This is a genomic window from Rhizorhabdus histidinilytica (assembly GCF_900167915.1).
Lineage (GTDB): Bacteria > Pseudomonadota > Alphaproteobacteria > Sphingomonadales > Sphingomonadaceae > Rhizorhabdus > Rhizorhabdus histidinilytica.
The window spans coordinates 701,064-724,700 of the sequence record NZ_FUYM01000001.1; the positions used below are offsets into that span (position 1 = coordinate 701,064).

Consider the following 23,637-nt stretch of genomic DNA (forward strand, 5'->3'; position numbering starts at 1 on the left):
GGATTTTGGGTACAAAGACACCATTCACCCCTCCCGCGCCTTGAGATGGCCATTGATCCCAGCCTCAAACGCGAGAAGCTCGATCGCCTCGATCACATATTGGATCGTGTCGAAGCGGTTATAGATATCCTCGCCGAGAGGATTGGCAGCTGCGTGCTTGGCACGATAAATGTTCAACCGCTTCTCGAATGCCTTGACGATACGGTCGAGCGCGTCCGCTTGACCCTCGCTCATCCCTGCTTCTCCTTGAGATGATCCCCGCGCGAGATTTTGGCTGCCGCGAGGTACAGCGCATTGTATGCGCCGGCGCTCCAGGCGTTGCTCAGATGCTCTGTCCCCGGCTGTTCGGGATCAGGCGCGCGGTTGAGTGCGGCCTCAGCTCGTTGCTCCAACCAAGCCACGATCGCGGCGCGCTCGGCTTCGGCGCTCTGTCGGAAATCAGGATCGCCCATTACTTCTCTCCCACGGCAGCGCGGATCATGGCGGTGAAGATCGGATCGAGGTCGTCAGCAGTGCCCGACCAATTGCAGGGCGTCTCATCCCAACCGGATTGGCGCATCTCTCGGCTCACATTCTCGGCGAGCGCGGTGAGGCAGGCGCGGGCCAGAATGTCGTATGGGCACTCTTCGGGGAGGGCCAAGCCGGGATAGTCACGTGACCACGACACGGCTCGCTCTTCCATCGCCCGAGCGCAGGCTGTCAGGGTGTCGGTCATGGGGCTTTCCTAAAGGACGGGTAGGTCATCACCATGCACACGACCCATGTATTGAAGGTGAGCAAGAGCAGGCGATTGAACGGAGGCCACCGATCGATGCTGGGCGGCATTTCCCAAACCGTGAATGCGTAGGCAGCGACCAAGAACAGGTTCACGGCCACAAGCCAGATCAACGCGAAGGCCAACTTCCGTTTCATCACTCCTCTCCCTTGATGGCTGGGGTGGCAGCTAAAGCAGGGGTAAGGTCACGTGCGGAAACCCAAGCATCCACCGGCTTTGCGCCACGTCGCTTCACGTCAAAAATGATCTTGATCGGATCATGAAGGAGATCAGGCCGAATGTTCTCAATCGTCGCGAGACGCCCCTCCTTCGCAAACTTGCGGTAAGGCAGATTCCACGATGGGCAGAAGTTCAGCGTAACGCGGTCGCCGACTGCAAAATCACTCATATCCTCTCTCCCTTCTCGACCTTGGCGGCGGGCATGAGCTCTGCGTCCGGGAAATGCTGCTTGGCCTGCCTGACGATCTCCACGGTCGCGAGAAGCGTTGCGACCTCATTGGGGGTCAGCAGCACCAGCGGTTCGCCATAGCGGGCTGCAAGAGCGTCTCTGGACCCCTTATGCTCGGCTATGACGACCTGGATGCCGGACGCATCGTCCATGCCCATCAGATAGGCATCCTCTGGCGCCTGAGCGGCTTCCATGGCTTTGCAGGCAGCAGCCCAGCCACGAACCATGGCCTCAGACTGCACGCGCAGTTCGTCAGACGCGCCGATCGTGAAGGCGGCGTGATAGAGCTCGATCTGCTCGGTGAGGGCCTCATGGAGATCGGCATCCACCCGCTTGAGCGAGGATAGCCGCCACCGGGAATGATAGGCTTGCTCGGCGGGCGCGACGAGTTCGAGGGCGGCGGCGCAGGCGGCTTCAGTTGGCATGGCAACCGCCCTCCGACGCATGGCGACGGGATGGCAGGGCACTCGCGCGCGCGTATACCCCTATATCTCTCTCCATTTTCCTTTTTCCTACACCATATAAAGTTTTATAAAAAAGTGCCCCAGTGCCCCTGACCGACACCTTCACCATTGAAATCAAAGGATTATTTGTGGGGGCACATTTGGGGGCACATCTGCGGATGGGGGCACAAAAGTGCCCCGCGCTCAGAAAAAAGTGACCCCCTGAGGTGGCGAAGTGCCCCAAATGTGCCCCATAAAGTGCCCCGGACATTTCGGCTAAAACCTTGTTTTAGCGAGGTCTCTGCCGGTTGGTGGGGCAGATACCGGGGGCACTTTTTCTTCATCAGAAGAAGAATTGATCACATTCCTGTAAGCAGGACGCATGTCATAATACCGATTGACCTCCTCTTTCACAAGGGAGAAGCCGACCTTCTTGTCGAATCCCGCTGCCGATCCCACGCGGTGATCCCAAGCGAATAGACCTTCCTCATTGAGTCGTATCCCGCCGAACATTCGCTCGCCGTGTGATTTGCATTCATCTATTGTCGGGAAGCGGGAAAGGATCTCTCGCGTGATGGAATTTGATGAGAAATCCTTCCCATCTTCACTCTCCAATGCCCACCAGCCATTGAAGCTGGCTGCGAGATCTTTTCGAGCGACTTTAGTATCATCCGACAGCTCGACGCATTCGCGTATCCAAGTCCCAATCGGGTCATTGCTGTCCTGGAAGCTTCGCTTGGCATCCGTCATAGGTGCCGGCGGATCGAACCGACCACGCGCCATGACACGCCGCCTGCCTTCCACAGCCCACCAAAGGACGCCGGTAAGCTCCTCGGCTATCACCTTGTCGGCGAGGCTTTCGTAGCCCTCGGGCTCGGGAGCGGTTTCCGGACGCACGACCGTCATCGGCAATATAAGGCTTCGGTTATATGTGGCGTCCGACTTGTCGTTGACGCGCGGTAGATTGTTGGCGGTCAGCATGACCGGAAAGCCGAAGCGACCTTCCCAGTTCTTACCGCCCTTCATCTGCGCCGAGGTGTCCTCGCCGGTCACGACGACCTTATAGGTCTCGGCATCGAGATATTCCTTCGGGCCAATCGCGTCGTCAGCGATCCACCCGCGCTTGCCGATGAGCGGCTCCTTGCCGAACCGGCCCTCAAGATCGCGCATCAGTGCGTTGCAGATATGCTTGGGGCCAAGGAGGCCACGCAGCACCTTGGATACCTGTGTCTTGCCGCTGCGCGATGGCCCATGGACCAGCATGCCTTTAAGCAGCGGTCGACTGCGCGTGACCGCGATCGAGACGCCGTACCATTCCTGGATTGTCGAGATGATCTCTGCGGAGCAGCCCCGGTCGGCGAATGCGCCCTGAAGGAAGTCGAGCCATGCCGGACATTCGCGCGAGCCCCGGACGTTGGCCGACACCTTGAATAGAGCATAGTGCTTCGGGCTATGGTCGATGATCTCGAGCGTGTTGAGGTCGAGACAGCCATCCTCTGCGATGAGCAGGCCGTGCGCGTCGAACGTCACCTCGTTATGAGTGAGTTCCGGCCTGTCCATGAAATAGGCCTTGGCAGCATTGAGCAGCGCCGTCTTTGGTTCGAGACCCAGCGCCGCGCAGGCTTCTTGAATAATCGCCCGCAAGCGCTGGTGAAGCGTGTCGTTCCAGACCTCCCAGATGCCGCCTTCATAGCAATAGGTGGTCCCCTGGGTATGCATCACCGGCCCGTATCGCTCTTTCCACACTCCGATCGCGGCCTTCCCCACCGCGACAGTGGCCGACTTACTTTCCTTGACGGTACCCTTGGGAGACGGCTCTTCCTCGTCATCCGCATCCGCATCATGAACGAGCTTCAGCGCAGCATTGCCGCTGGTGGAGGGAATCACCCTTTGGGGTGCTGATTTCTGCCGCTCCTCGACCTTTTTGCGGCCAGAGGAAATCATGTTGCGGAGCGCCTTTTCCTCCGCGCTCCAGTCCCATCGATCATTGGCCGGCGCGTGATGAGCAGTCGCCTTCAGCAGCATCTCGACGATCTCGTCATCGTCATAGCCGCGCGCGAGGAGACTCATCGATACGCGAAGTTGTGTCGGATGGATGCCGTTGCGATGATGGCCTGGGACGATCCCTGCCAGTTCAGCTTCGACATCGATTGCAGGCTCGTAGCCGACCTCGCGTGCGTAGCGAACGAATGGGTCGGTCTCGACGACAGGCCGCGGCGCTTCGATGCGACCATGCAGGACGGCGCGCTGCGTGCCCAGCCATAGGCGCAGCGTGTCGAAGTCATGGACGCGGCCGCTGTTCTCGATCACCTCGCACAGGGCGGGCTGTCCATCATAGAGCAGCTTGGTAGCGCTCTTACTGTTCATCGTGCCTGGCAGGCGCAGGATGCGGGCGAGTTCGGCGCATTGGAGGTCGCCTGCCAGCACCATGGCAAGCTGGCGCAGACATGCGGTTACGACCTCACGGGTATGCTGGCCCGGCGAAACGTCGACAGGTTGTTCGAGCAACCAATAGGCATGGAGGCCACCGCCTGAATTGACGATCAGCGATGGGGGATGTGGCAGGAAATTGAGCGCGGCCAAGGCATCGTCACCGGAGATGCCCTGCTTCGCACAGTCGATATCGACCCAAAGCGCGGGGCATTCGGCAACCGTATCGAGATTGCCGCTGGTGGCGCCCTCCTGCCGCGTGCAGACACCGAAATACACGCCGATCCCGTCGACGTCCTTCTCGATGCAGAAGGACACGCGCTGGAGGTCGGTATCGGTCATCACCGACTTGGCACCGGCCAGTCCCTTGACGTTCGGGCACGCGCGCAGCTCGACCTTGTGAAGGGTCTCGGCGAAGAAGCCCTTCAGAAAGTCAGCCGTTGCGGTGTAATCCCTGTTTCGCATCATGCCCCCGTAGGCTGGTGTGGAGTGGTCCCGGCAGCGTTGCAGCGCCACCGGGACCGGAAGTCTCAATTAAAAGCGGGTCTTCGCGCCGGCTGCCTTCGTGGCGGCCGGCGTCTCCGTCACAGTGGCACTTGCTGAAAGGGTATCATCCTCTTCGACGGCTCCGACCGGAGGTGGCACGCTGCCATTCTCGACCCAATCGACGATGTTGAGCACGGGCACGTAGGTCTTCTTGTAGACCGGGTGCATGTAGCTGTTCCGGGCCAGTTCCAGGACCGGAAACAGGCCAGGGTGCTGGCCCCGCTGGGCGGCATATGCCTTGCACAGGTTGCCGATGCAGCCGATGCCACCCTTCGACGACGCCGAGAACGTCATCTGCTCACCGGTCTCGGGATCCGCGAGCGGAAGTTCATTGGTGAAGTTCCACGGGTCGACCGGCTTGCCGTCCGCGTCGGTGTCCCAGAGCGTCTGGTCGGTGTAACCGAGTTCTGCGCGGCTATCGGGTCGGATACCGGAGGTAAGCAGGTTCATCCGGCGCTCGGCCGGCTTACCATCCTCCCAGCGAATCCACCCGATCGAAAGCTCGTTCATATTGGCGACGAGCAGGCGACCGAGTTCGACATCCTGATTGTCCTGCCCGAGCAGCCATTCGCCCTTGGAGAACTTCAGGAAGGTGCCGCCATTGGCGGCTTCCGCGCCATAGGCTGCAAAGGGATCATATCCCCCCTGCACGGCGATCGCGCCGCCCTGTTCGACATTCGTAAGTGCATTCATCTTCTTGCTTCCTTCTACTGAAAGGCCGGCGCTGGCCGGTCCTGATGTTCAAGCCGCTCCTGTGCGGCTTGAATCTCACGCTCGAGACCGAGGAAGTCGTCTTCCCCGTCCCAAAAAAGAGGGAGTTCGGCCTTGAATTGCGCGATGTCGGCCGCAATGCTGGTGACATAAGCCTCCAGCATGTTGACATCCTCACAGGCGCCAAGTTCGCTGATGATCTCGGCGTAGCGGAGGCGCGCGGCCGCTCGGGTTTTCGTGACACCGACTAGGCGATCGGGCGCCGTACTGGTGGCCTTCCTGCCATAAGCGGCGAACGGATCGGTCATGCCCTGCCTCCCGCATGCAGGAGAGCGCGGGCACGAAAATAGACGTTGGTTTCCGGCGGCAGTGGATCGTCCAGGATTTCGTTGCCGAGGCGCAGATTGAGCCGGTTGCAGTGGCGATCGACCATGCGCAGCGCGTAGATGCGAACATCCTGGCGGCTCTCCGGCAACCAGCTTTCCGCGATAGCTCCGATCAGTTCATCGCCGTCCTGCGGCTCGATCTTGCGAAGATAACGATTGAACGCCCGCAGACGTGGCTCGCTGGCCAGCGTTGCGCGCGCTTCACTGGTCTTCCACTTGCGATAGCGCGCCGACAGCCGTTGCTTTTCCTCCATCCGCTCTTCGAACGCGGACTTGACGTCCTTACGGAGCTGCGCACGCATCTGCGGCGCGGGAATGGCCTTGTTGCCATATTCGGCGAACAGGTCGTCCATGGGCGACTGGTAGGTCATGCCGCCACCTTCATGGCGGGCACAGGCGCACCCCATTCCCGCAGCTTGGCGAACAGCGACGCGCTGTTGTTGAACACGCCGCAGTTGAAGCCGGCTTGTGTCAGCCAGTTGAGCCAGTTGATCTGGTCGACGGACAGGGAGCCGTTGCGCGCCTTGATCTCCACGAACGCGATGCCGCCGGGCCAGAGGATTGTCGCGTCGGGGAAGCCTGCCGCCAGTCCCTCAGCCTTGCTCTTACGAGCCTCCCACATGGTGCGGCGCGCACCGTTGGGAGTCGCCACAAAGCGGAGCTTCGGCGCGATCTTGAGCAGCGTCGTGCGCATGCGCACCTGGATGGCAAGTTCATCGCCCTGCTCTGCGTTAGCGCGTGGATCGACGTGGAAGAGATAGCCGGTCATGCGACCCTCTTCCGGCTGTTTTCCTGAGCGCGCACAGCTTCTTCCAGCACGACGCTTTCCAGCTCGGTCAAAGCGCGGGTGCGCCCGATCGCGGTATAGCGCTCCTCGATCTCGCGATTGTTCATGCCGGGCGCGAGGCGCGCTTTTGCATCAAGGATGCAGCGCCGGCAGTAGAGATGCGTCTTGGTAGCCGCGCACTCGGCGCTGGTGCAAACGTCGGGATGCCGGCGCATCTCCAGCAACTTGGGACGCCCTTGCAGGTTACGCGGAGCTTCGTAGTTGAAACTTACCATAGCCGTTCTCTCGTTATCGGGGTGCCGCCCAACACCCCGGCGAATGGGGTTAGGTGGCGCAGCGGCACAGCGCGCTGTCAGCGGCACGAGCATCCGAAGTGTCGTCGAAAACCCGGTAGACGAGCCCGCGAGCGGTCAGCATGTCGCCGGCCTGAAGCGCTGCGATGAAGTCGCCGATCAGATTATGGTCGACGACGGGCTCGACATCAGGAATACCCTCGCCCTCACAGAGCCCGCAGGCATCGTTGATGTCGCCTTGGTCGACCGCGACCTCAAATATGCTCAGAGTGTCATCTTCGCTGAGTGTCGAGATGTCTTCTAAATCGCGTTTTGCCAGCGCGTTGCGGATTTCCGCGATCGACACGCGGGCAGTCAGCTTCACGGTTCCCACATATTTCATGCTTTCCTCCCACGAAAGCTCATGCTCTCGGTGACTTGCTCAACCGAAAGGTTCATGTGCTCGGCGATGCGATTGAACGGGACCTTGGTGGTCGCGTAATAATCGAGCATCGTCTTGATCTTGGCGTTGAACTGGCGCTCCTTGTATTCGCGCGCATTCTTCACGATCGGCGCGGGAGCCTGGAACATCTGGAGCGTTCGCTTGGATGGGCTGCGCTTCTTGGGCGCGCCCTCAACTTCGACAAGGTTCAGGCGCAGCGGGTTCGCAAGTGGCGCATCGACGAGCGATTGCATGAACTTATCCATGGAGCTTCCCCACCTTGATCAGATGAGCCCGCATGGCGCTCGTGGTTTTACGGATAGCCTTGCGCTGCTGTCGGGCCTTGCGGGACAGGGGCTTGGCGGCGAGGCGGGTGAGGAAGCGCGTCATGCTGCAATCGCCTCGCGCTGGCGCCGAGACATGTTGCGGCGAGCCTTGAAAGCTCGAAGCTCTTCGTTCTGCGCCCGAAGTGCATCGCGCTGTGCGATGGCGATCTGGTAATCACGAAACCAGCGGTCGCCGCGCTTCTCGGTCAGGGCAATGCGCGCCTCCAGCGTCGCGATCCTGCGGCGAGCCGGATTGAGCGCGAGAAGCTGGATACCGATCCCGGCGGCGGATGCCCCGGCGAGCGCGAAAAGGAATTCATGGTACATGGGTATTCCTCCTGTTGGTTAGGCGGCGCCGCGCAGTTCATCTGCTTGGCGAACAATGGCGTTCAGCGCCCCGAGATGCGGCCGCAGCAGCGCGGCAATCGCGAGCGTCTCGTTGTGATCGCGGTGGCTGTCGTCCTGGCTGCGGATCAGCGCGGCCATGGCGTCGATCGTCCCAGCGGCCGTGCTGAGGTCGTTCGCGGCCTCGACAGTCATCGGGACCATCTTGAAGCCGTAGAGCGCCGCAACCTCGTAGAGCGCGGTCGGGTCGGCGAAGAGGCTGTTGAAGATCGTGTGCGCCTCGGGGAGATTGCTCGCCGTCACTGCACGATCGATCGTCTTGGTGCTGTCCAGCCCCATGGCAGCGGCCATCGTGCCTTTGCCGACAGCAGGCCATACCCGCCCCCAAGCCGCAGCAAGGGCGCGCTGAAACTTGTCCTTCTGGATCGGCTCGCGCTGACAGACTTTTGTGCGTTGCGTCATTAGAGCTTGTCTCCATTATGGACCGAACCGCCCACAGCAGCGCCTTCACCGCCGTCGTCATCTCGCCGGGGTGCTGGTTGGTGGTGCGGGGTGTCGCGACCCGGGTCCCATTCACCGGCAGCATCGATCTCGGCGACCGTGCTGTGCGGATAGGGCCAGATGGCGGCTGCGGCGGTGGGAAGAGCACTCATGCGGCCTCACTCCGGGAGGCGCTTCCATGAGCCGTCCGCGCGATAGTCAGGAGCAGATCGCGGAAGGCGGGTGGCGTTCCGATGCGTGGGCTGCTGTCAGTGCCGCCCCCGCGCCCTCCAACTTCTCCCAGACGCTTGGCACGGGCGAGGCCCATGCGCGCAATGATCGCCGGATCGAGGCGCGGTTCCCCGATACCCCAATCCAGTTCGGGCAGCTCGCAACCGACCGCGTAGAGCCAGGTCGGCTTGCGGGCGTAATGGCCGTAGCGCCCCTGTTCGACACAGCAGGTCCACCCGCCATGAAAGTCGGCGGCGATCCAGCCACCCTCACGAGGAGGCCGGTTCAGCCCGAAATGCGCCCATGCATGGCTTTGGTCGGGATGCTCAAGGATGCCACCCCATTTCCGGACGGCTTCAAGCGCAGCCTTGAAGCAGCCGCCATCGTCGCCCTTGATCTTCCGGATGCCGGTCTTCTTGACGGTCAGCGGCTGACCAAACCACATCTTGCCCCAGCGCTGGCAAGGCGGGTGCGCCACGACCGGATGCGGGCCGGTGTACTGCCGGGCATCCCGCGCTTCATCCCACGGGTCCACATCAGGCAGCCCGAAATAGCAGCCGCCGGTTTCGACGTAGAGAGCCGCGATCATTCCCCCTGCTCCCTGATGATCCGCAGCGCTTCACGCTGTTCATCTGAAAGACCGTCGTGATCTTCGGGATCGAGTTCGTCGGCGCGGGTCAGCATCCACATGGCTGCGAACCACAGGGCGATCGGGTAAAGGATGATCGCGCATCCCGCCGCTGCGAGACGGTCGGCTTCGGTCCAGATGATGGGGAGCACGGTCATGCGGCTGCCTGCGGCGCGCGTTGGTACTCCGCCATAAAACGCATCAGCCGCTCGGCATTCCTGAGCGTCAGCGAACGTCCATTGCGGAGATTGCTGACGAGGTTGCCATCACCTAGCGCGTCCAACCCTAAGCGCGTGGGCTTGATGTTGGTATCGGCGATGAAGGCGTCGATTGCCTGCAAAAGCTCGGCGTCGGTCATAAGCATGACCAGATTGATAAGATATTTCTGATTACATGGCAACCATTAGATCAGATATATCTGAATTGGCTCTCGCGCGCCTGCCGTGGGATATTTCTCACATGGCGAAGTTCCAGAAACCCGATGTGCGGCCGCAAGTTCTGCGTTTCATGGCGCGCTTAGATGAAATACGTCCTGACGACCTGAAGGACTCGGAACACTGCAAGCTTGCCAAGGTGAACAGCAATTATTTGCAGAACCTGCGTGAGGGCAAAGAACCAGGATTGTTCAAGGCGGACCGCCTTGCCAGTGTCGCAGGTGTCACACTGGCCGAGCTTATGGAGGGGGTGGGTAGACCATTTTGGCCTAATGCAGAGCAGCTCGCCTCAATGATCGATCGGGCAATGGGAGAGATTCCCGCCATTGCGACGCGCGCGGAGATGCCGCGATACGTCGCCCAAGGTCTTCTGAAGCGGCTAGAGCGATTTCGATCTCACGGGATAATTGACGATGACGATGAGGATATAGGCTCCGCTCCCGATACGCCCGCTCCAACTCCGACCGCCACCACTGAAGGCGCTCCGGCAGAACCGCGCATTCAAGCGAACAAGTGACACATCCAACCTCGCACGCAGGCTCGCGCAGCAGTAGCTCCTTAGCCATCGACTCGACCCTCCGTTCCATGTTTGTTCTCATAACGGGCTCCCTGAGTCGAGATTGTTTTTCCTATAATTTTCCTATCGGGTGCGAATGGGCCAGCTTCGTTAGGAAAGCTTACCCAAAGGTTAAAGGTCCGAATTCGACCGATTTCCGGCATCGCAACGGCCATTAAAACGGGGTGGGTGGGATGATCTGGGCGCCGACGATTCTTCAGCGCGTCATCTTCGGTTTTGGAGCTGTCGGCTGCTTTCTGTGGGCGCTTCAGCGACCGGGCCACGGGTCGGGCGATGTGTTGCCAATGGTACTATTTGTGGCCGCGACCGCTCTCGGCTACTTGGCGGCGTGGCCCATGGCTCGCGAGCGAGATTGATCTCCCGCGACCGTTTTGGACATGAAATCATTTGACGACTCGAAGGACGGTGGCGACAGCGAGTGTGTAGTCAGGGTGGATAGCGTATGTTCCAGACGGCCATAAGCCTGCTCGATCGCCAACCCAAAGAGATCGCGGGCTCCAATATCGTACTGCCCACCGGCAGCGGTCTATCGGCTCAATGGAAGACCCAGCAGGAAGGCTCGATCTCTCGATACGAGAGTGAAAGCTATGAGGCGGACCGGACCATCTCGATGCTGTTCGGTGGCTTCATCGCCACTACGCTCGACAAGCAATATCCGGTGCTCGACGTGGGCTGCGGCCTGTTTCGAGAACTGCCCTCCTATGTGAGCGACATGGGGCTGCGCAGCTACATCGGCATGGAGCCGCTGGAGGTGATCGTCGAGCGCGACTATCCGTGCCTGGTTGGCTCCGTCGCGGAGGATATTCCACTTAAGGATGGCAGCATCGGGGCCGCGATCTTCGCGACATCGCTCGATCATATCGAGAAGCCGGAAGTCGCAATCAATGAGGTCCTACGCGTCCTTCGGCCCGGTGGTAGCCTCTATTTCTGGAATGGTCTCTACGACCCGCATATCCTTGCCGAGCAAAAGACGTTCGGCAATATCCTCAACCATTCGCGCGGCCTGAAGCGAGCGCTGCGGGTGCTCGTACCGCAGATCGAATATGCTGTCCTGCTGCGACGAATGTGGAACCGCAAGCGCGACCTGGCGGCCGGCCGGCCGCTGGACCACGCCCACTATCGCTATTTCACGCAGGCCAAGATCCAGGCGGACATGGAATCCTATGGCCTACGGATCGTCCGGCAAGTGTTGGTGCCTGGGAGCAATTCCCATTTCTCGGAATGCAAGCCGATCAAGCGCGTAGCGTCGCGATGATCAATCCTGGGGTTAAAGGGGGAGGGATTTATGCGCGGCATGTTCCTTGTGGGTCTATTAATGCTCGGCGGGTGTGCGCCAACGATCAAGGCAAATAACGAGCTGGGCGGGATCATCGATCTTAAGGTAGGGCATCGAGAAAACGCCGGCCTCGCCCTCGCAGATGCCGAATGCCAGAAATACGGGAAGCGAGCTCGGATAACGAACAACGACGAATGGACCGGCCAGATGCGCTATGAGTGCGTCAAACCTTGAAAAATGGGGCGCAAATGCGGCGGGCGGGCTTGCTGTTGGGTGTCCTGACATTGGCCGGATGCGACGGGCTCAAGTTGAACAAGGTCCAGCGCGACCAAGTTTATGAGATATCTGAAACCGTGGCGTCGGCCCAAGCCATCCGACAAGCTGAAACGGAGGGCGGCCTTTCAACGCGAGTCACGGACCTTGAGAACCGCGTGAAGCTACTCGAAATGCGGGCGAGCGAGAACGACAAGGAGCATAAGCTGATAGCCACGTCCGTCGACCGCTTCGCTGGAAAATACAACGAGCATATCGAGACGATGCACCGCTGACCCTATCCCCTAGGACTGAGGGTGGGGAGTAAGTCGAATTGGATGCGTTATGACTCGACTCTGGCGGGGTGTTTGGTAGGTTCTCGCCCGGAGATTTTCATGGACGATGACGCGGCTGCGGAAGATTTTTATGCGGACACCATGGCGCGTTATCGCCACCGTGATGTCCCGACCATTTATGCGGACGGTATACTCGGGCATGCATCCGCAAATGGGGTCCATCGGTTGACTTTCGTGCAGCAGATTTTCGACCACACGCCTGGGGCAACCCAGACGGCGATCGTGCCTGTCTTGGTGCTGGCTTATCCCACTGAGCAATTAGTGGGCTTGGCGCGTAGCGTTATCGAGTTTCATGAAAACCTAGCCAGAAAGAATGTCGAAAATGCTGAATGAGAGCATTCTGCTCTCGCGTGCTGGCTTCCAAGCGCCGGCCCGAGCATCGAACACGCCCAAGTCGGCAAATGCCCATTTCGGGAGAATACCATTCGCCGGGCTCTCAACCGTCTCTGTAAATTTGGCGTCTGCATACGTATATAAGGGGCAGACGGATCAGCGGCTCGCGACTCCACAGGATATGAGGATCGAAGTGACGAATGCTCGGGAGGATAGGGCTCTCTGCTTAGCTGCAACGCTGAGCGCAGCCTTTTTCGTCCTAGCGCTGATCGCCGCCGGCCTCTCGTTTGTGCCGCGCATATCGGAAATATCCAAGACCGCCGGGCTCGTTTTGCTGCTCATTTGCATATACTTCGCCAGCTCGGCGTCTGACCTGGCACGCGATGATGGCGAGTGACGCCAATACCAAATTCATCAAAAAGGCGATAAAGAACTCATCCAAGCTTTTTTGGCGAGGCGTGGGCGGCTTGGTCGCCGCCGCGCTCGTATACCGTTTCCTACCCGATACCGATGAGACTCCAATCATCGTGATGAAATGGCTATTGGTCGCCGTAGCGGCAGGGAGCGCTGGAGCGACATTGATAGGCATTTTCGCCAAGGGCAAATAGCGCAAGGCCCTAACACCCCCTCAACCGCCCTCCCCGATCGAATTTCTCCCATCGCACCGCGACGCCGGCCCGGATCGCCAAGCACGACAGGTCGCGGCCGTCTGGTAGCGTCGCCCAGGCCGTGACGCGCGTGTAGCTTTTGCGTATCGGCTCATAGGTCAGCCGCACGGGCTCGGCGAAATAGATCTGCCCTCCATTCGGTGAGCGTGTTTCCCGCGCGATCGTAGCCCCCATGGCCCCTGCCATCCGCCGCCGTTGCTCGATCGGATCACCGGGCGCGCAGGGCTGGTTTGGCCGACACGTCCCATCCATCTCCAATGCCCCAATGCCTTGCAGGCGGAGCTTCGTGCCGTCTGCGCAGTGGATGGGGCCGTCAACGTCGTGGAGGGCGATGGCGAGGCAAAGCAACATCACGGGCGAACTCGCATCATTCTGTGTCAGACTCGACTCTACCTGACCAAGCGGTAGCATTTGGGGCGAGGGGGAATCACATGAGCAACGCAGCGTCAGAAGATGGAAGTGTTGCGCTTCCTCCAAGCGCGTTACTCAAGTTACGCCGTGCCGACCAGCATATCAGCGATCTTGTTGGGCTAGTCGATGCATTTCTTGACGAACGCCCGTTCAAGTTGATCCGCCGCTTCGATCCAGATACTGGCGACCTGACGATTTCGATTAAGCAGGAGAAGCCCACGCCAGATATCATCCCGCTCACCTTGGGCGACGCCCTACACAATCTCCGTTGCGTATTAGACCACACCTATTTCGCCATTATCAGTCGACATACCCACAGGCGCGATAATATTCAGTTCCCGATCTACAGGCCAGAAATCAAAGAGAGTGTGTTGGGGCGTCGCCTCATAAAGCTGACCACGAAGGAGGTCGGTAGTGCTGTTGAAGCTTGTGAACCTGAGCCCGGCGGCCGCTACGGCATCTATGAACTCGATGCCATTGACGTTGAAGATAAGCATCGGGTCCTGCTCATCACAGCTAGGGGCGTAGATATTCCGGCGCAACTTTTCAACTTTATCGCCCCCGAAGCTGGCTTGATCATTACCGGACCTGGCATAGTCCGCTTCGCTGGCGGCGATGGCGGTGAGGATAATTATATCTTTAGCGTCCCCCTTCCCCCATCGCATCCCACAGCCCAATCTGGCGCAATCGAAACGGACATTCCCGTGCGGGTAAAGTTTGCTCTTACCTTCGGAGATGGGCCATTCGCTGGCACAGATATAATCCCTAAAGTCGCTCAGCTCCGCACGCTCATTGAAGAGGCTGCTTCCAGCATCTGGCGAGCGGCCAATCCCTGAAGCCGCTTCCACGGCATTATCAGCGCGCGAATCAAGAACATCAGATTTTTCTGATTTTAATGTTGACGATAAGAAATATCTGATCCATACAACCTCCATCACCTGACCTGCCCCGGCACGCGAGACGGTGAACAAGCGCTCTCCCCCAGACCGCTTGGAGCAATGGCCCGACGCTCTCCATGCCCCCTCGGATGAGCGTCGGGCCGAAATGGAGGATGAGATGGATACCAAGCAGATTATCGAAGTGAATGGCGTGAAGCTCGAAGTTGACCTGCGCACCGCGCGCCGGATCGAGGAGCTTCAGGTCGGTAGCCGCGTCAAGGTTCTCGACAGCACTGGGTACAGCGGCGCTCAGGTTTATCCCGGCATCATCGTCGGGTTCGAGCCCTTCAAGGAACTTCCGACGATCATAGTCGCCTATGTGAAGGCGGAATACAATGATGTTGGGCTGAAGACCATCAGTTACAACGCCAAGACCGAAAAGGTCGAGATCGTCGCCAGCATCGACGATGACTTCAGCGTCTCCAAGAAGGAGGTGTTGGGATGGTTCGACCGTGAAGAGCAGAAGGCGCGCAATACGCTCGCCGAGATCGCGGCCAAGCGCGAATTCTTCCTCGATCGCTTCAAAGCCTATTGGCGTGATGAGCCTCTTGTCGACGCGATGACCAAGGACGGTCTCGCGACCGCCTAACCCACCCTCCGCCCGCCTTGCGGCTACCCGGCTCTCACGAAGGATCAAGAATAATGGCGAAGATCATGAAGCTCACGCCGGAACAGGAGGCCGAGCTTCCCGCATTCAGGCAGAAATATCTGGACATAGCATGCGGCGGTTTGCGGATTAATCGCGAGAAGCTTCAAGGCCATCTGAACGATGCCTATGCGTTAATCGGTAAGCCTGCACCCGCGCTGTTCATCTTCGATAGCCCTGCTGCTTGCATGCTGGCGATTAAGATATTCAAGATGGGCGAGAAGGGGTTGAGCCAGCTCTACAGCCAGCTCCGCAGCCAGCTCTACAGCCAGCTCGGCAGCCAGCTCGACAGCCAGCTCTACAGCCAGCTCTACAGCCAGCTCCGCAGCCAGCTCTACAGCCAGCTCCGCAGCCAGCTCTACAGCCAGCTCGGCAGCCAGCTCGACAGCCAGCTCTACAGCCAGCTCTACAGCCAGCTCGGCAGCCAGCTCGACAGCCAGCTCTACAGCCAGCTCGGCAGCCAGCTCTACAGCCAGCTCCGCAGCCAGCTCGGCAGCCAGCTCGACAGCCAGCTCTACAGCCAGCTCTACAGCCAGCTCCGCAGCCAGCTCTACAGCCAGCTCGGCAGCCAGCTCTACAGCCAGCTCTGCAATGAGGGTCTATGGGAAGGCGGCTACCTCTGGGGGGCCCTCGACCTCTATTGGCTGGCGTCCTGCCGGTTCGGCCAGAAGATTGGGGCTCGATATGACGAGGATAGTGCTCGGCGCCTCGACATCATGGAGGGCATTTCCTCACAGTGCGGATACTGGTGGCCGTTCGAAGGTATCGTCATTGCCTCGGAAAAGCCGATCAGGGTTCGTTGGGATGACAGCAGACTACTTCACGGCGAGACGGGTCCGTCCGTTGAATGGGCGGACGGCTATGCACTTCACACATGGCATGGACAGTCGATACCCGCCGCGTGGGTGACCGATAGACCGCCGACACCGGCCGAGGCCCTGACCTGGGAAAATCTCGACCAGCGCGCAGCCGCCTGCGAGATCATCGGATGGCACCATATCCTCGATGAGGTGGGTGCGGTCACGCTCGACGACAGCGGCGACCCAGCCTGGGGTAAGCTCGTAGAGGTCAACCTGCCCGATAACGGACCACAGCGCATGCTTGATGCGATGTGCGGTACGGGCCGCCGGTTCGCGCTGCTTGTCCCCAACTCCGTCGCCACAGTCGATGAGGCTCAGTCTGAGCTGCACGGCGGTATCCCCGCATCGATCCTCCGCAACTGCCACGAAAGGACCTGACATGAAGTTCGATTTCGACACCTCGCGCAAGAGTCACGCTCAGGGGGATGTGTACCTGATCCCTATCGTTGCCATCCCCGCCGAAGCTCTGGCCCAGCCAGTTGAGGCTGAAGCTGGCAAGTTGATCGTCACGCACTCGGAAACCGGCCATCATCATATCGTGATGGAGCGTCCCGACGTGAAGATGTTTCGCGGCATGGACATGTTTCGCGACTTCCTCCTGATCGAGAACAATCCGGCGACGCTGGAACATCTTCGCGATCACCACACCCATGCGCCACAGGAGATCCAGCCCGGCGCCTACCTGATTCAGCGCCAGCGCCAGCCATCGCCCGAAGGCTGGCAGCGCGCTTCCGACTGAAACCCACCCTCCGCCCGCCTTGCGGCTCCCCTGTCGCAAGGCCCCGCAACAGCGAGGATCCCCATGATAGACCAAAAGTCTCAAGAGAGGTTCTTTAGCAAGTTCGACGCGACTAAGCCGACCGAATGCTGGCTATGGCGCGGCTGCCTTACCAAAGACGGTTATGGACGATTTCCTATAAACCAGCGCCATATTCGCGCTCATCGGCTCTCTTGGGCCCTCGCTAACGGCAGAAATATCCCGGAAGGAATGGTTGTCTGCCACTCCTGCGACGTACGCCATTGCGTTAACCCCTCGCATCTTTGGCTCGGCACTCCCGCTGCCAATACTGCAGACATGATCGCAAAAGGGAGGCAGCCGCGAAAATACGGCCCTACCTCTGGACCACTGTGGTTTAGGGATGCAATTGCGAAAATTGAAGCTGGCTTGCCGGCATTCAATCGGCTCGGTGGTCGGATCAAAACTCATTGCCGGGCTGGGCACCGCAGGTCGTTCGAAACCTGTACCCCGCATGCTGTTCCGGGCGCGCAAAGCATTCTTTGCAAGGTTTGTAAGCTTAGCTCGCTTCGTAAGGCTCGGGCCAACCTCAAGCATGGGACGGCGTCATGAACGCTCCTGCCAAGATCACTGCTCCGACCGAGCCCAAGATGCTCGCGGACTTCCGCGCCCTGCCGGACATCGCCCGCCACAAGGTGCTGCAACTGCTGATTACAGAGTTCGGCTTGGCGGATCGGGAAGCCGACCTGTTCCTAGCCGCAGCCGCTTGGGAGCTTGCCAACGGCAATGAGGAGCGCGCCAGCGATCTCTATCCCAAGGGCTGCATCAGCCGCGACGGATGGGATCGCCATAACGCCCAGATCGCCCGCGATGTCATGGCTTACGAGCAGACACGGGGCTTTCGCATCGCGAAGGGCGCCGGGCTGTGAGCGCGCAGCGCACACCGCTCCGAGAACGCCTCTTGGCGCGTGTAGGGGGCTCCGTTGAAGCTTTCGCGGTTAACTGGAATTGGCGCTCGCATTCGCCGCGCGTCCGGGCCGAGCAGAGCCTTGCGGATGCCGAGCGAGAAATCAACGATGTCCTTGCGGAATTGAGCGCCGATGGCGCTACGCCGGAACAGGCGGATAGCTGGATTGAACGCTATCTCGACAAGTGGGCGGCATACGAAGCGGCCGGCGCACGCACCGCCAACCCGATGATCACCGGTCCCGCGAACTTCCCGGTCGAACGGAACCGTAAGCTGCTCGCGACCGAGATGCGGCGGTATGACGAGCTAAGTCAGCACGTCAAAGGTGCCGGGGCGTGGCTGCGCCGCCAGAACCGTATCGCGCAAGCGAAACTAGCGGCCAGCGATGGAAACTCGGGCGCCTTCAAGTCGGTCGAGGTCGATGGCGTCCGCGTCGTCGAAAACACCGAGATGGATCGGATCCAGATATTCTTCCCTGGAAAGCCCGCTCCAGATGAAATCGCCCTGCTCAAAGGGAGAGCCTTCAAGTGGGCGCCCAGCATTGGGGCTTGGCAGAGGCAGCTTACCGACAATGCGCGGCGGGCAACGCAGCAGGTTCTTGCCGCCATCGCCAAGGCGACCGGCGCATGACTCTGTCCCACAGCCTCTGCACCGGCGCCATGATCGCCGCCGGCATCGTCGCGCTTGTCGCGATCGTCATCAGCTTCCGTGAGGAATGGTCACGCGTCCGCGTGGTCCTTGGTTTCCAGCCGGCCGCTCCCATCGTGCCGCATACCCCTAGCCCTGCCGAGGAGCGCGGTGGGGCCAACCGGGAGATCGTGGGATGACCAAGCCCCCGCTCCCGGTCGGCTACCGCCACCCCTGGTTCGTCCCTCCCACCCCCGCCGAATCCCTCCGCTTCCACCTCAACCGACTGAAGGAGGCCAGCCGTGGCCATCTCGAAATATCACGCCGTTGAACTGAGCGATGAAGAGCCAAATGGCGCTTCGGCCATCGCGGTAATGCAGGTCTTCACCAACGCCGCCGCCACGATCGAGGTTCGTCAGGAGGACGACATGATCTGGATGTCCTTTGAGCACGCACGGGCTCTCGGTGAGGCTCTCCTTGAACTGACCAAGGATGTCGCAGCATGACCACCGACCCCACCCGCGCGGCGGAGATCGTCGTGGAGCAGCGGCATATTGATGCAGCACAACACATCTATGACAAGGTTCCACTCTTCGCGATGGGGCATGTCAAAGCGCGGCCCAGTCACGATCTCGTTCAAGCCTTCGCCCGCTTCGAACGCGACCACATGCAGCGCCCCACCGATACCGCGAGGGCGGGGGAGCGAGCGACTATCCAGAAGTGGAGAGATAACGCATTCGAAGCCGCTGCGACTATCGTAAAGAGGTATGTCGAAGTCGGTGGCGCGGACGAAGCAGCATATGCGGTCCATGACATTCTCGCACTGCATAGTGATCCAGCAGCGGGTGTAGCCGCTATTGGTGGCTACGAGATAAAGCAGACGCCCATCGCCACCCCCTTCGCCTGTAAGGATGAGACGGTGAGCGGCCGGTTGGTCCAAGGTGCTGAGAGTGACGAAGAGGCAGTTGCCTGCCTCATCTGGGCGCAGTTGTGCCCTGGCATGGTCATGGGCGACGAGGACCTACCTCACTATCTCAACGCCGCGAGGGCCGCACTGGCTGAGCTTGGTGTCGCCGCCCTCGCCTCCACCCCACAACCGGCGGCAGCGGAGACGGTGGACGCGCTCTGGCTTGAACTATGCGAGTACGACGATCGCACGTCGCCCGAAGAATATCCCGACCACGCCCTGATAACTCGTGACGAGTTGGCAGAATTCATTGCACGGGCCGTAGCAGCCGAGCGCGAGCGGTGCGCGGTGATCGCTGAAAGGGAAACCGGTTACTACCCTTCCGGAAACATGATGTTCGGGCCATCGGTGCCTCGCGTCATCGCCGCAGCCATCCGCCAGAGCGCGAAGGGCGGCGAGTGATGGGCGCCTACGAAGCTGCTGGCGAAAGCGACGAATGGTACACGCCGCGTTATATCTTTGAGGCGCTGGGCGTGCGGTTCGATCTCGATGTGGCGTGCCCTGTCGATCGGACGCATATCGCGGTCCCAGCGGACAGTTTCATTTCCGAGGGCAGTCTTGATAAGCAATGGTCTGGGCTGATCTGGATGAACCCACCATTCGGCCACCAAGCGACCAAGCGTAAATGGCTCGGCAAGTTTTTTGACCATGGCAACGGCATCGCGCTTACGCCTGATCGCACATCGGCGCCTTGGTTTAGAGAGGCGTGGCGGCGCGCGGATATCGTGCTGTTCACGCCCAAGATCAAGTTCGTGCGACCCGATGGATCCCTAGGGTTGTCGCCGGGAACTGGAACTTGTCTCTGGGCGGCCGGCCCTGTCGCGATCAAGGCGCTGCACCACGCGGCCGACGGCGGTCTAGGCATCGTCGCAAAGCCTATATCCCCCGGAGCCGACCAATGAGCGAAGATAATGCGCCCGACGTTGCGGGGATCGCGGCGCGGTTGAGCGAGGCTCAGTGTCGTGCGCTGCTTGAGGGCCAATGTGGAGCCGCGCCGGGCAACGAGTCGTGCCTGTGCGCTTTCCCTGAAAATGCGGCCCTATGGGAGCTCGGGCTGGTCGAGCGCAAGGGAACGGCCGCCATATGGCGTACCGCCCTCGGCAAACAGGTCCGCAATCACCTCATGGAGAAGAACGATGTCCAGGGATGAGCAGGCGCGGGTGCATGGCCTAACCATCGCGCGCGGGATCGTCGAAGCCGACCTTGTCGATGCAAAAGCGCACGCGGATTGGGACTGGATCGGCCAGTCGCAAGAAGCGCTTGATGCGATAGACGAAGCCCTCCGAGGCGCTTCGGGCGGTGGGGTGGAGGATTCCTACATCGCATTCCAGCAGCGACGTGGGCGGCTCCCGGATTTGATTGAGGGGGCGATCGAAATCCATCGCAATTTCATGCTCGACGATGATTATGACACCCAGCGATGCCTTGATCGTGTCATCGAGAAGCTCAAACAGGCGCGGGACTTTTACGACGCACCCACCCCCGACCACCCCGCAGAAAACGCAAAGTCCTCGGGCGACGTGCGGGCGGCGTTATATGAGGATGGTTACCTCTGGAAATGGGTCGAGCGCGGCTTATTCGACGAACATATCAGCCCCCGTAATGCTCTTGAAGTTATGGCTCACCATCCGGGAGCGCCTTGGAAAGAGGGGCGTTGGAACGTCGACCACAAACCATATGCGAAGGCTTTTTATGAGGCGTTCCCCCGCGCCGCCCTCGCGCGCAGCGGCAAGGGGGAGTGATTCCATGACCGGTCAAGCCGAGCGCATTCCGATCGCTCAGGCTGAGTTGATAACCGGGCTCCCCCGGCGCACCTTGCAGAGCTTGGCCGCGCGCGGGGAAGTCTGGAGCGCGGCGAAGCTGGGACGCGGATGGACCTTTAACGAACAGAGCTTGCGAGCATGGATAAAGGCAAAGGAAAACGCGGTGGGGAGCCGGAAAACCTCTACCAGCGCGAGAACGGCATTTGGTATGGCCGTATCACCGTCGATGGGCGTGATCTCCGAAAGTCCCTTAAGACGCGCAATCGAAAAGAAGCTGAGAGACGCCGCGAAGCTTGGCTGAAGGAGAACAGCCCGTACAAGGGCACGGTCCGCCATACCTTTCAGGAGGCATCCGTACTGTGGCTGGAAGCTGGAGAATGGAAGCCCAAGACCCTCGAAGGCTATGCGAAGCTCCTGAAGGGCGTGGAGGCGCATTTCGGAGCGATGTTCTGGGATCAGGTCAACAAGGCTGAGCTACAGCGCTTCATCGCGGCCCGGCGCCTGGCGGGTTCCGGCACCGCGACGATCAATCGCTACCTCACGGTCATATCGGGCATTGCCGACCACGTGCGCGAGCTGCCGGGATGGCCCGACCTCAACCCGGTAAAGCTGCTTCCGGTAAAGCCGCGCAAGGAAAAGCGGCATCCCTATATTCGTCCCCCGGCATCGCACATCGAGGCCTATTTCGCCCGCATGCGAGGCACCTTCGGGGACCTGTGCAGGTTCGCATTGGAGACAGGCGCTCGGAAGGATGAGATCACCACATTGAAGCGCCACGACGCGGACGGCGGCAAGGCGCAGTTGTGGCGGACCAAATCGCACTTCCGGGTTATCTCACTGTCGCCAGTGGCTCGCGCCATCGTTGAACGGCAGCCGGCCGGGAGGTCGGATTACCTGTTCGAGACGAGTAACGGCGACCGGTACAAGCGCGTCACTGAGATGTGGCGCGAGGTGGTGAACCGGGCACAAATGATGGCACAGCGCGAAGGGCGCGCATTGGTCCCGATGCGCTTCCACGATCTGCGCCATGAGCACGCCATCCGCTACCTGGAGAACGGCGGGAATATCTACACGTTGAAAGAGCGGCTCGGGCATTCCACAATCCGCCAGACTGAGGAATATTTGCGCTACCTGACCCCGGAGCAAGCAGCTATAGCAAGGGGGCAGAGCGGCACAAATCACGGCACACACGCAACAGTTTCTGTAGACGGTGAGAGGGAATTAGTCTAGAGTTTACGGGCTTTCGGAGAGGTGGCCGAGTGGTTTAAGGCAGCGGTCTTGAAAACCGCCGTGGGTGCAAGCCCACCGTGGGTTCGAATCCCACCCTCTCCGCCATTTTCCGCAGTATGCGCCCTGCCAGCCTCCATCCGCGGGGCGATTTGTCGTTTGCGGACACGCGGCGAACCATGCATCAAACTGTACGGATGCCGGCCGCTCCGCAGGATCCCCAGCTTCTCCGCCGCCTGCTGCGCGCCAGGGACCGTATGGACGTCGCCTCGGACGAGGATTGGCCGGTGCGCCGCCTGGCGCGGGTGAGTGGGGTTTCCGAGGCGCATTTCGCGCGCTCCTTCCGCCAGGCATTCGGCATCCCGCCCCACCGCTACCTGCTGTCCCGCCGCGTCGAGCGGGCGGCGGCGTTGCTGCGCGATACCGACCTGTCGGTCACCGAGATCGCCTTCCAGGCGGGCTGGAACAGCCTTGGCACCTTTTCGCGCACCTTCCGCGACGTGACCGGCGAGAGCCCCAGCGAATGGCGCGACAGGATGCGGGGCGAGCCCCACCATCTAGGACTGGTGCCGCACTGCTTCGTCCGCGCCGCGCACCGGCCCGACCTCAAGATGGCAGTTTCGGAGAAGCGCCCTCGGGCGGGCGCGGCTAAGTGCCCTTCCGTCAGGAAGGAGGACTTATGACCCAAGGTGTCCAGGTAGCCGGTCTGTACGTTCGCGATCAGGACGAGGCGCTGCAATTCTATGTCGAGAAGCTCGGTTTCCGCGTCCACACCGATGTGCGCAACGGCGATTATCGCTGGCTGACCGTCCAGCACCCCGAGCAGCCGGACTTCCAGCTCGGTCTGTTCCGGCCGCAGGCGCCGATGGTCGACGACGCCACCGCCCGCGCGCTGCAGGAGGCGGTCGCCAAGGGCGCGATGCCGCCGCTGGTGCTGGCGGTCGAGGATTGCCGCGCTGCCCATGCCGAGATGCGCGGGCGCGGCGTCGAGTTCACGCAGGAGCCGATCGAGCGCTATGGCGCCGTCGATGCGAGCTTCCGCGATCCGTCGGGCAATGGCTGGAAGCTGGTCCAGCGCTGACCCCTCCCCGTCCATCTCCTCCAAAATCGAAAGGGAGACCGCATGTCCACGCAAGCCTGGATCCGGCAGGGTCATCGCTGGCTGGGGATCGTCCTCACGCTGACCATCCTCGCCAATTTCGTCGCCATGGGCTTCGGCCAGCCGCCGGCGCCGATCGTCTACGCGCCGCTCGTCCCGCTCGCGCTGCTGCTGGCGAGCGGGCTGTACATGTTCGTGCAGCCCTATCTCGGCCGGAAAGACGCGGGGCCCGCCGCCTGACCGGGCACGC

General features: G+C 60.7%; 43 protein-coding genes and 1 tRNA gene. 24 read left to right on the forward strand and 20 right to left on the reverse strand.

The features are described 5' to 3' along the window. Positions 1-24: 24 nt before the first annotated feature. The 20 genes from B5X82_RS03350 to B5X82_RS03435 form a co-directional block, all read right to left on the reverse strand. Positions 25-234 (reverse strand): hypothetical protein, encoded by a 210-nt coding sequence (locus tag B5X82_RS03350; protein ID WP_079646598.1) that lies wholly within the window; start codon positions 232-234, stop codon positions 25-27. Beyond that, positions 231-452, reverse strand: coding sequence for a hypothetical protein (locus B5X82_RS03355; protein ID WP_079646599.1), 222 nt, complete (start codon positions 450-452; stop codon positions 231-233). Before B5X82_RS03355 ends, B5X82_RS03350 begins: the two co-directional genes overlap by 4 nt. After that, positions 452-715: a hypothetical protein gene (locus B5X82_RS03360; RefSeq protein ID WP_079646600.1), complete on the reverse strand. Its 264-nt coding sequence runs from the start codon at positions 713-715 to the stop codon at positions 452-454. Before B5X82_RS03360 ends, B5X82_RS03355 begins: the two co-directional genes overlap by 1 nt. After that, complete coding sequence (locus tag B5X82_RS03365) at positions 712-912, reverse strand: hypothetical protein (protein WP_079646601.1); 201 nt, start codon at positions 910-912, stop codon at positions 712-714. The genes B5X82_RS03360 and B5X82_RS03365 overlap by 4 nt, the downstream gene beginning before the upstream one ends. Beyond that, positions 912-1,163, reverse strand: a complete 252-nt coding sequence (locus B5X82_RS26185) for a hypothetical protein (RefSeq protein WP_139385013.1) — start codon at positions 1,161-1,163, stop codon at positions 912-914. Before B5X82_RS26185 ends, B5X82_RS03365 begins: the two co-directional genes overlap by 1 nt. After that, positions 1,160-1,648 (reverse strand): hypothetical protein, encoded by a 489-nt coding sequence (locus B5X82_RS03370; RefSeq protein ID WP_079646602.1) that lies wholly within the window; start codon positions 1,646-1,648, stop codon positions 1,160-1,162. The genes B5X82_RS26185 and B5X82_RS03370 overlap by 4 nt, the downstream gene beginning before the upstream one ends. 294 nt (positions 1,649-1,942) lie before the next feature. After that, positions 1,943-4,612 (reverse strand): phage/plasmid primase, P4 family, encoded by a 2,670-nt coding sequence (locus tag B5X82_RS03375; RefSeq protein WP_139385014.1) that lies wholly within the window; start codon positions 4,610-4,612, stop codon positions 1,943-1,945. A gap of 18 nt (positions 4,613-4,630) precedes the next feature. Further along, positions 4,631-5,335 carry a hypothetical protein gene (locus tag B5X82_RS03380; RefSeq protein WP_079646604.1) on the reverse strand — a complete coding sequence of 235 codons (705 nt, stop codon included), beginning with the start codon at positions 5,333-5,335 and terminating at the stop codon, positions 4,631-4,633. Positions 5,336-5,349: 14 nt separating this feature from the next. Further along, positions 5,350-5,661 (reverse strand): hypothetical protein, encoded by a 312-nt coding sequence (locus B5X82_RS03385; RefSeq protein WP_079646605.1) that lies wholly within the window; start codon positions 5,659-5,661, stop codon positions 5,350-5,352. Continuing rightward, complete coding sequence (locus B5X82_RS03390) at positions 5,658-6,110, reverse strand: hypothetical protein (protein ID WP_079646606.1); 453 nt, start codon at positions 6,108-6,110, stop codon at positions 5,658-5,660. Before B5X82_RS03390 ends, B5X82_RS03385 begins: the two co-directional genes overlap by 4 nt. Continuing rightward, complete coding sequence (locus B5X82_RS03395) at positions 6,107-6,508, reverse strand: VRR-NUC domain-containing protein (protein ID WP_079646607.1); 402 nt, start codon at positions 6,506-6,508, stop codon at positions 6,107-6,109. Before B5X82_RS03395 ends, B5X82_RS03390 begins: the two co-directional genes overlap by 4 nt. Then, positions 6,505-6,801 carry a hypothetical protein gene (locus B5X82_RS03400; RefSeq protein WP_139385015.1) on the reverse strand — a complete coding sequence of 99 codons (297 nt, stop codon included), beginning with the start codon at positions 6,799-6,801 and terminating at the stop codon, positions 6,505-6,507. Before B5X82_RS03400 ends, B5X82_RS03395 begins: the two co-directional genes overlap by 4 nt. A 49-nt stretch (positions 6,802-6,850) precedes the next feature. Next, the gene (locus tag B5X82_RS03405) at positions 6,851-7,201 is read right to left on the reverse strand and encodes a hypothetical protein (protein WP_079646609.1); all 351 of its coding nucleotides are present in this window, start codon (positions 7,199-7,201) and stop codon (positions 6,851-6,853) included. After that, on the reverse strand, positions 7,198-7,506 hold the full coding sequence (locus B5X82_RS03410; RefSeq protein ID WP_139385016.1) for a hypothetical protein: 309 nt from the start codon (positions 7,504-7,506) through the stop codon (positions 7,198-7,200). The genes B5X82_RS03405 and B5X82_RS03410 overlap by 4 nt, the downstream gene beginning before the upstream one ends. Positions 7,507-7,626: 120 nt before the next feature. Further along, a complete protein-coding gene (locus B5X82_RS03415; RefSeq protein WP_079646611.1) occupies positions 7,627-7,893 on the reverse strand; it encodes a hypothetical protein in 267 nt (88 codons plus the stop codon). A gap of 18 nt (positions 7,894-7,911) precedes the next feature. Further along, complete coding sequence (locus B5X82_RS03420) at positions 7,912-8,373, reverse strand: hypothetical protein (RefSeq protein ID WP_139385017.1); 462 nt, start codon at positions 8,371-8,373, stop codon at positions 7,912-7,914. Further along, the gene (locus B5X82_RS26190; RefSeq protein ID WP_139385018.1) at positions 8,373-8,564 is read right to left on the reverse strand and encodes a hypothetical protein; all 192 of its coding nucleotides are present in this window, start codon (positions 8,562-8,564) and stop codon (positions 8,373-8,375) included. The genes B5X82_RS03420 and B5X82_RS26190 overlap by 1 nt, the downstream gene beginning before the upstream one ends. Beyond that, positions 8,561-9,211: a hypothetical protein gene (locus B5X82_RS03425; RefSeq protein ID WP_079646612.1), complete on the reverse strand. Its 651-nt coding sequence runs from the start codon at positions 9,209-9,211 to the stop codon at positions 8,561-8,563. Before B5X82_RS03425 ends, B5X82_RS26190 begins: the two co-directional genes overlap by 4 nt. Then, positions 9,208-9,408, reverse strand: a complete 201-nt coding sequence (locus B5X82_RS03430) for a hypothetical protein (RefSeq protein ID WP_079646613.1) — start codon at positions 9,406-9,408, stop codon at positions 9,208-9,210. The genes B5X82_RS03425 and B5X82_RS03430 overlap by 4 nt, the downstream gene beginning before the upstream one ends. Further along, complete coding sequence (locus B5X82_RS03435; protein ID WP_235862583.1) at positions 9,405-9,608, reverse strand: hypothetical protein; 204 nt, start codon at positions 9,606-9,608, stop codon at positions 9,405-9,407. Before B5X82_RS03435 ends, B5X82_RS03430 begins: the two co-directional genes overlap by 4 nt. A 101-nt stretch (positions 9,609-9,709) precedes the next feature. Between B5X82_RS03435 and B5X82_RS03440 the strand changes: the two genes are divergently transcribed. The 24 genes from B5X82_RS03440 to B5X82_RS03565 all read left to right on the forward strand — a co-directional run bounded on the left by B5X82_RS03440 (position 9,710) and on the right by B5X82_RS03565 (position 23,627). Then, positions 9,710-10,201, forward strand: coding sequence for a hypothetical protein (locus tag B5X82_RS03440; RefSeq protein WP_079646615.1), 492 nt, complete (start codon positions 9,710-9,712; stop codon positions 10,199-10,201). A 502-nt stretch (positions 10,202-10,703) separates the two neighbouring features. Then, positions 10,704-11,516 (forward strand): class I SAM-dependent methyltransferase, encoded by an 813-nt coding sequence (locus B5X82_RS03445; protein WP_079646616.1) that lies wholly within the window; start codon positions 10,704-10,706, stop codon positions 11,514-11,516. A gap of 30 nt (positions 11,517-11,546) precedes the next feature. Further along, a complete protein-coding gene (locus B5X82_RS03450) occupies positions 11,547-11,771 on the forward strand; it encodes a hypothetical protein (protein WP_079646617.1) in 225 nt (74 codons plus the stop codon). Next, the gene (locus B5X82_RS03455) at positions 11,756-12,085 is read left to right on the forward strand and encodes a hypothetical protein (protein WP_176152451.1); all 330 of its coding nucleotides are present in this window, start codon (positions 11,756-11,758) and stop codon (positions 12,083-12,085) included. Before B5X82_RS03450 ends, B5X82_RS03455 begins: the two co-directional genes overlap by 16 nt. Positions 12,086-12,184: 99 nt before the next feature. Next, positions 12,185-12,478 carry a hypothetical protein gene (locus B5X82_RS03460; protein WP_079646619.1) on the forward strand — a complete coding sequence of 98 codons (294 nt, stop codon included), beginning with the start codon at positions 12,185-12,187 and terminating at the stop codon, positions 12,476-12,478. Positions 12,479-12,861: 383 nt separating this feature from the next. Then, complete coding sequence (locus tag B5X82_RS26195) at positions 12,862-13,086, forward strand: hypothetical protein (RefSeq protein WP_139385019.1); 225 nt, start codon at positions 12,862-12,864, stop codon at positions 13,084-13,086. Between the two features lie 491 nt (positions 13,087-13,577). Next, complete coding sequence (locus tag B5X82_RS26200) at positions 13,578-14,393, forward strand: hypothetical protein (protein WP_139385020.1); 816 nt, start codon at positions 13,578-13,580, stop codon at positions 14,391-14,393. 220 nt (positions 14,394-14,613) lie between these two features. Continuing rightward, a complete protein-coding gene (locus B5X82_RS03480) occupies positions 14,614-15,084 on the forward strand; it encodes a hypothetical protein (protein ID WP_139385021.1) in 471 nt (156 codons plus the stop codon). A gap of 269 nt (positions 15,085-15,353) precedes the next feature. Further along, complete coding sequence (locus B5X82_RS26660) at positions 15,354-16,379, forward strand: DUF6745 domain-containing protein (RefSeq protein WP_176152452.1); 1,026 nt, start codon at positions 15,354-15,356, stop codon at positions 16,377-16,379. A 1-nt stretch (position 16,380) separates the two neighbouring features. After that, the gene (locus B5X82_RS03495) at positions 16,381-16,740 is read left to right on the forward strand and encodes a hypothetical protein (protein WP_079646625.1); all 360 of its coding nucleotides are present in this window, start codon (positions 16,381-16,383) and stop codon (positions 16,738-16,740) included. A 63-nt stretch (positions 16,741-16,803) separates the two neighbouring features. Next, complete coding sequence (locus B5X82_RS27315) at positions 16,804-17,349, forward strand: HNH endonuclease signature motif containing protein (protein WP_079646626.1); 546 nt, start codon at positions 16,804-16,806, stop codon at positions 17,347-17,349. After that, positions 17,346-17,666 (forward strand): hypothetical protein, encoded by a 321-nt coding sequence (locus B5X82_RS03505; RefSeq protein WP_079646627.1) that lies wholly within the window; start codon positions 17,346-17,348, stop codon positions 17,664-17,666. Before B5X82_RS27315 ends, B5X82_RS03505 begins: the two co-directional genes overlap by 4 nt. Then, a complete protein-coding gene (locus tag B5X82_RS03510; protein WP_139385022.1) occupies positions 17,663-18,334 on the forward strand; it encodes a hypothetical protein in 672 nt (223 codons plus the stop codon). The genes B5X82_RS03505 and B5X82_RS03510 overlap by 4 nt, the downstream gene beginning before the upstream one ends. After that, positions 18,331-18,531, forward strand: a complete 201-nt coding sequence (locus tag B5X82_RS03515) for a hypothetical protein (protein ID WP_079646629.1) — start codon at positions 18,331-18,333, stop codon at positions 18,529-18,531. The genes B5X82_RS03510 and B5X82_RS03515 overlap by 4 nt, the downstream gene beginning before the upstream one ends. A gap of 102 nt (positions 18,532-18,633) precedes the next feature. Further along, positions 18,634-18,837, forward strand: coding sequence for a hypothetical protein (locus B5X82_RS03520; protein WP_079646630.1), 204 nt, complete (start codon positions 18,634-18,636; stop codon positions 18,835-18,837). Next, positions 18,834-19,700, forward strand: coding sequence for a hypothetical protein (locus tag B5X82_RS03525; protein WP_079646631.1), 867 nt, complete (start codon positions 18,834-18,836; stop codon positions 19,698-19,700). The genes B5X82_RS03520 and B5X82_RS03525 overlap by 4 nt, the downstream gene beginning before the upstream one ends. Next, positions 19,700-20,200 (forward strand): DNA N-6-adenine-methyltransferase, encoded by a 501-nt coding sequence (locus tag B5X82_RS03530; RefSeq protein WP_079646632.1) that lies wholly within the window; start codon positions 19,700-19,702, stop codon positions 20,198-20,200. The genes B5X82_RS03525 and B5X82_RS03530 overlap by 1 nt, the downstream gene beginning before the upstream one ends. Then, the gene (locus B5X82_RS03535; RefSeq protein ID WP_079646633.1) at positions 20,197-20,448 is read left to right on the forward strand and encodes a hypothetical protein; all 252 of its coding nucleotides are present in this window, start codon (positions 20,197-20,199) and stop codon (positions 20,446-20,448) included. Before B5X82_RS03530 ends, B5X82_RS03535 begins: the two co-directional genes overlap by 4 nt. Further along, entirely contained in the window at positions 20,435-21,040 is a 606-nt protein-coding gene (locus tag B5X82_RS03540) for a hypothetical protein (protein ID WP_079646634.1), read from the forward strand. Before B5X82_RS03535 ends, B5X82_RS03540 begins: the two co-directional genes overlap by 14 nt. A gap of 159 nt (positions 21,041-21,199) precedes the next feature. Next, positions 21,200-22,291, forward strand: a complete 1,092-nt coding sequence (locus B5X82_RS03545) for a tyrosine-type recombinase/integrase (RefSeq protein ID WP_079646635.1) — start codon at positions 21,200-21,202, stop codon at positions 22,289-22,291. Between the two features lie 15 nt (positions 22,292-22,306). Next, positions 22,307-22,396: transfer RNA gene (locus B5X82_RS03550), tRNA-Ser, on the forward strand. Positions 22,397-22,467: 71 nt separating this feature from the next. Continuing rightward, positions 22,468-22,971, forward strand: a complete 504-nt coding sequence (locus B5X82_RS03555) for a helix-turn-helix transcriptional regulator (protein ID WP_217699559.1) — start codon at positions 22,468-22,470, stop codon at positions 22,969-22,971. Next, on the forward strand, positions 22,968-23,369 hold the full coding sequence (locus B5X82_RS03560) for a VOC family protein (protein WP_079646637.1): 402 nt from the start codon (positions 22,968-22,970) through the stop codon (positions 23,367-23,369). The genes B5X82_RS03555 and B5X82_RS03560 overlap by 4 nt, the downstream gene beginning before the upstream one ends. Positions 23,370-23,411: 42 nt before the next feature. Continuing rightward, the gene (locus B5X82_RS03565; RefSeq protein WP_079646638.1) at positions 23,412-23,627 is read left to right on the forward strand and encodes a hypothetical protein; all 216 of its coding nucleotides are present in this window, start codon (positions 23,412-23,414) and stop codon (positions 23,625-23,627) included. The last annotated feature ends 10 nt before the right edge of the window (positions 23,628-23,637 follow it).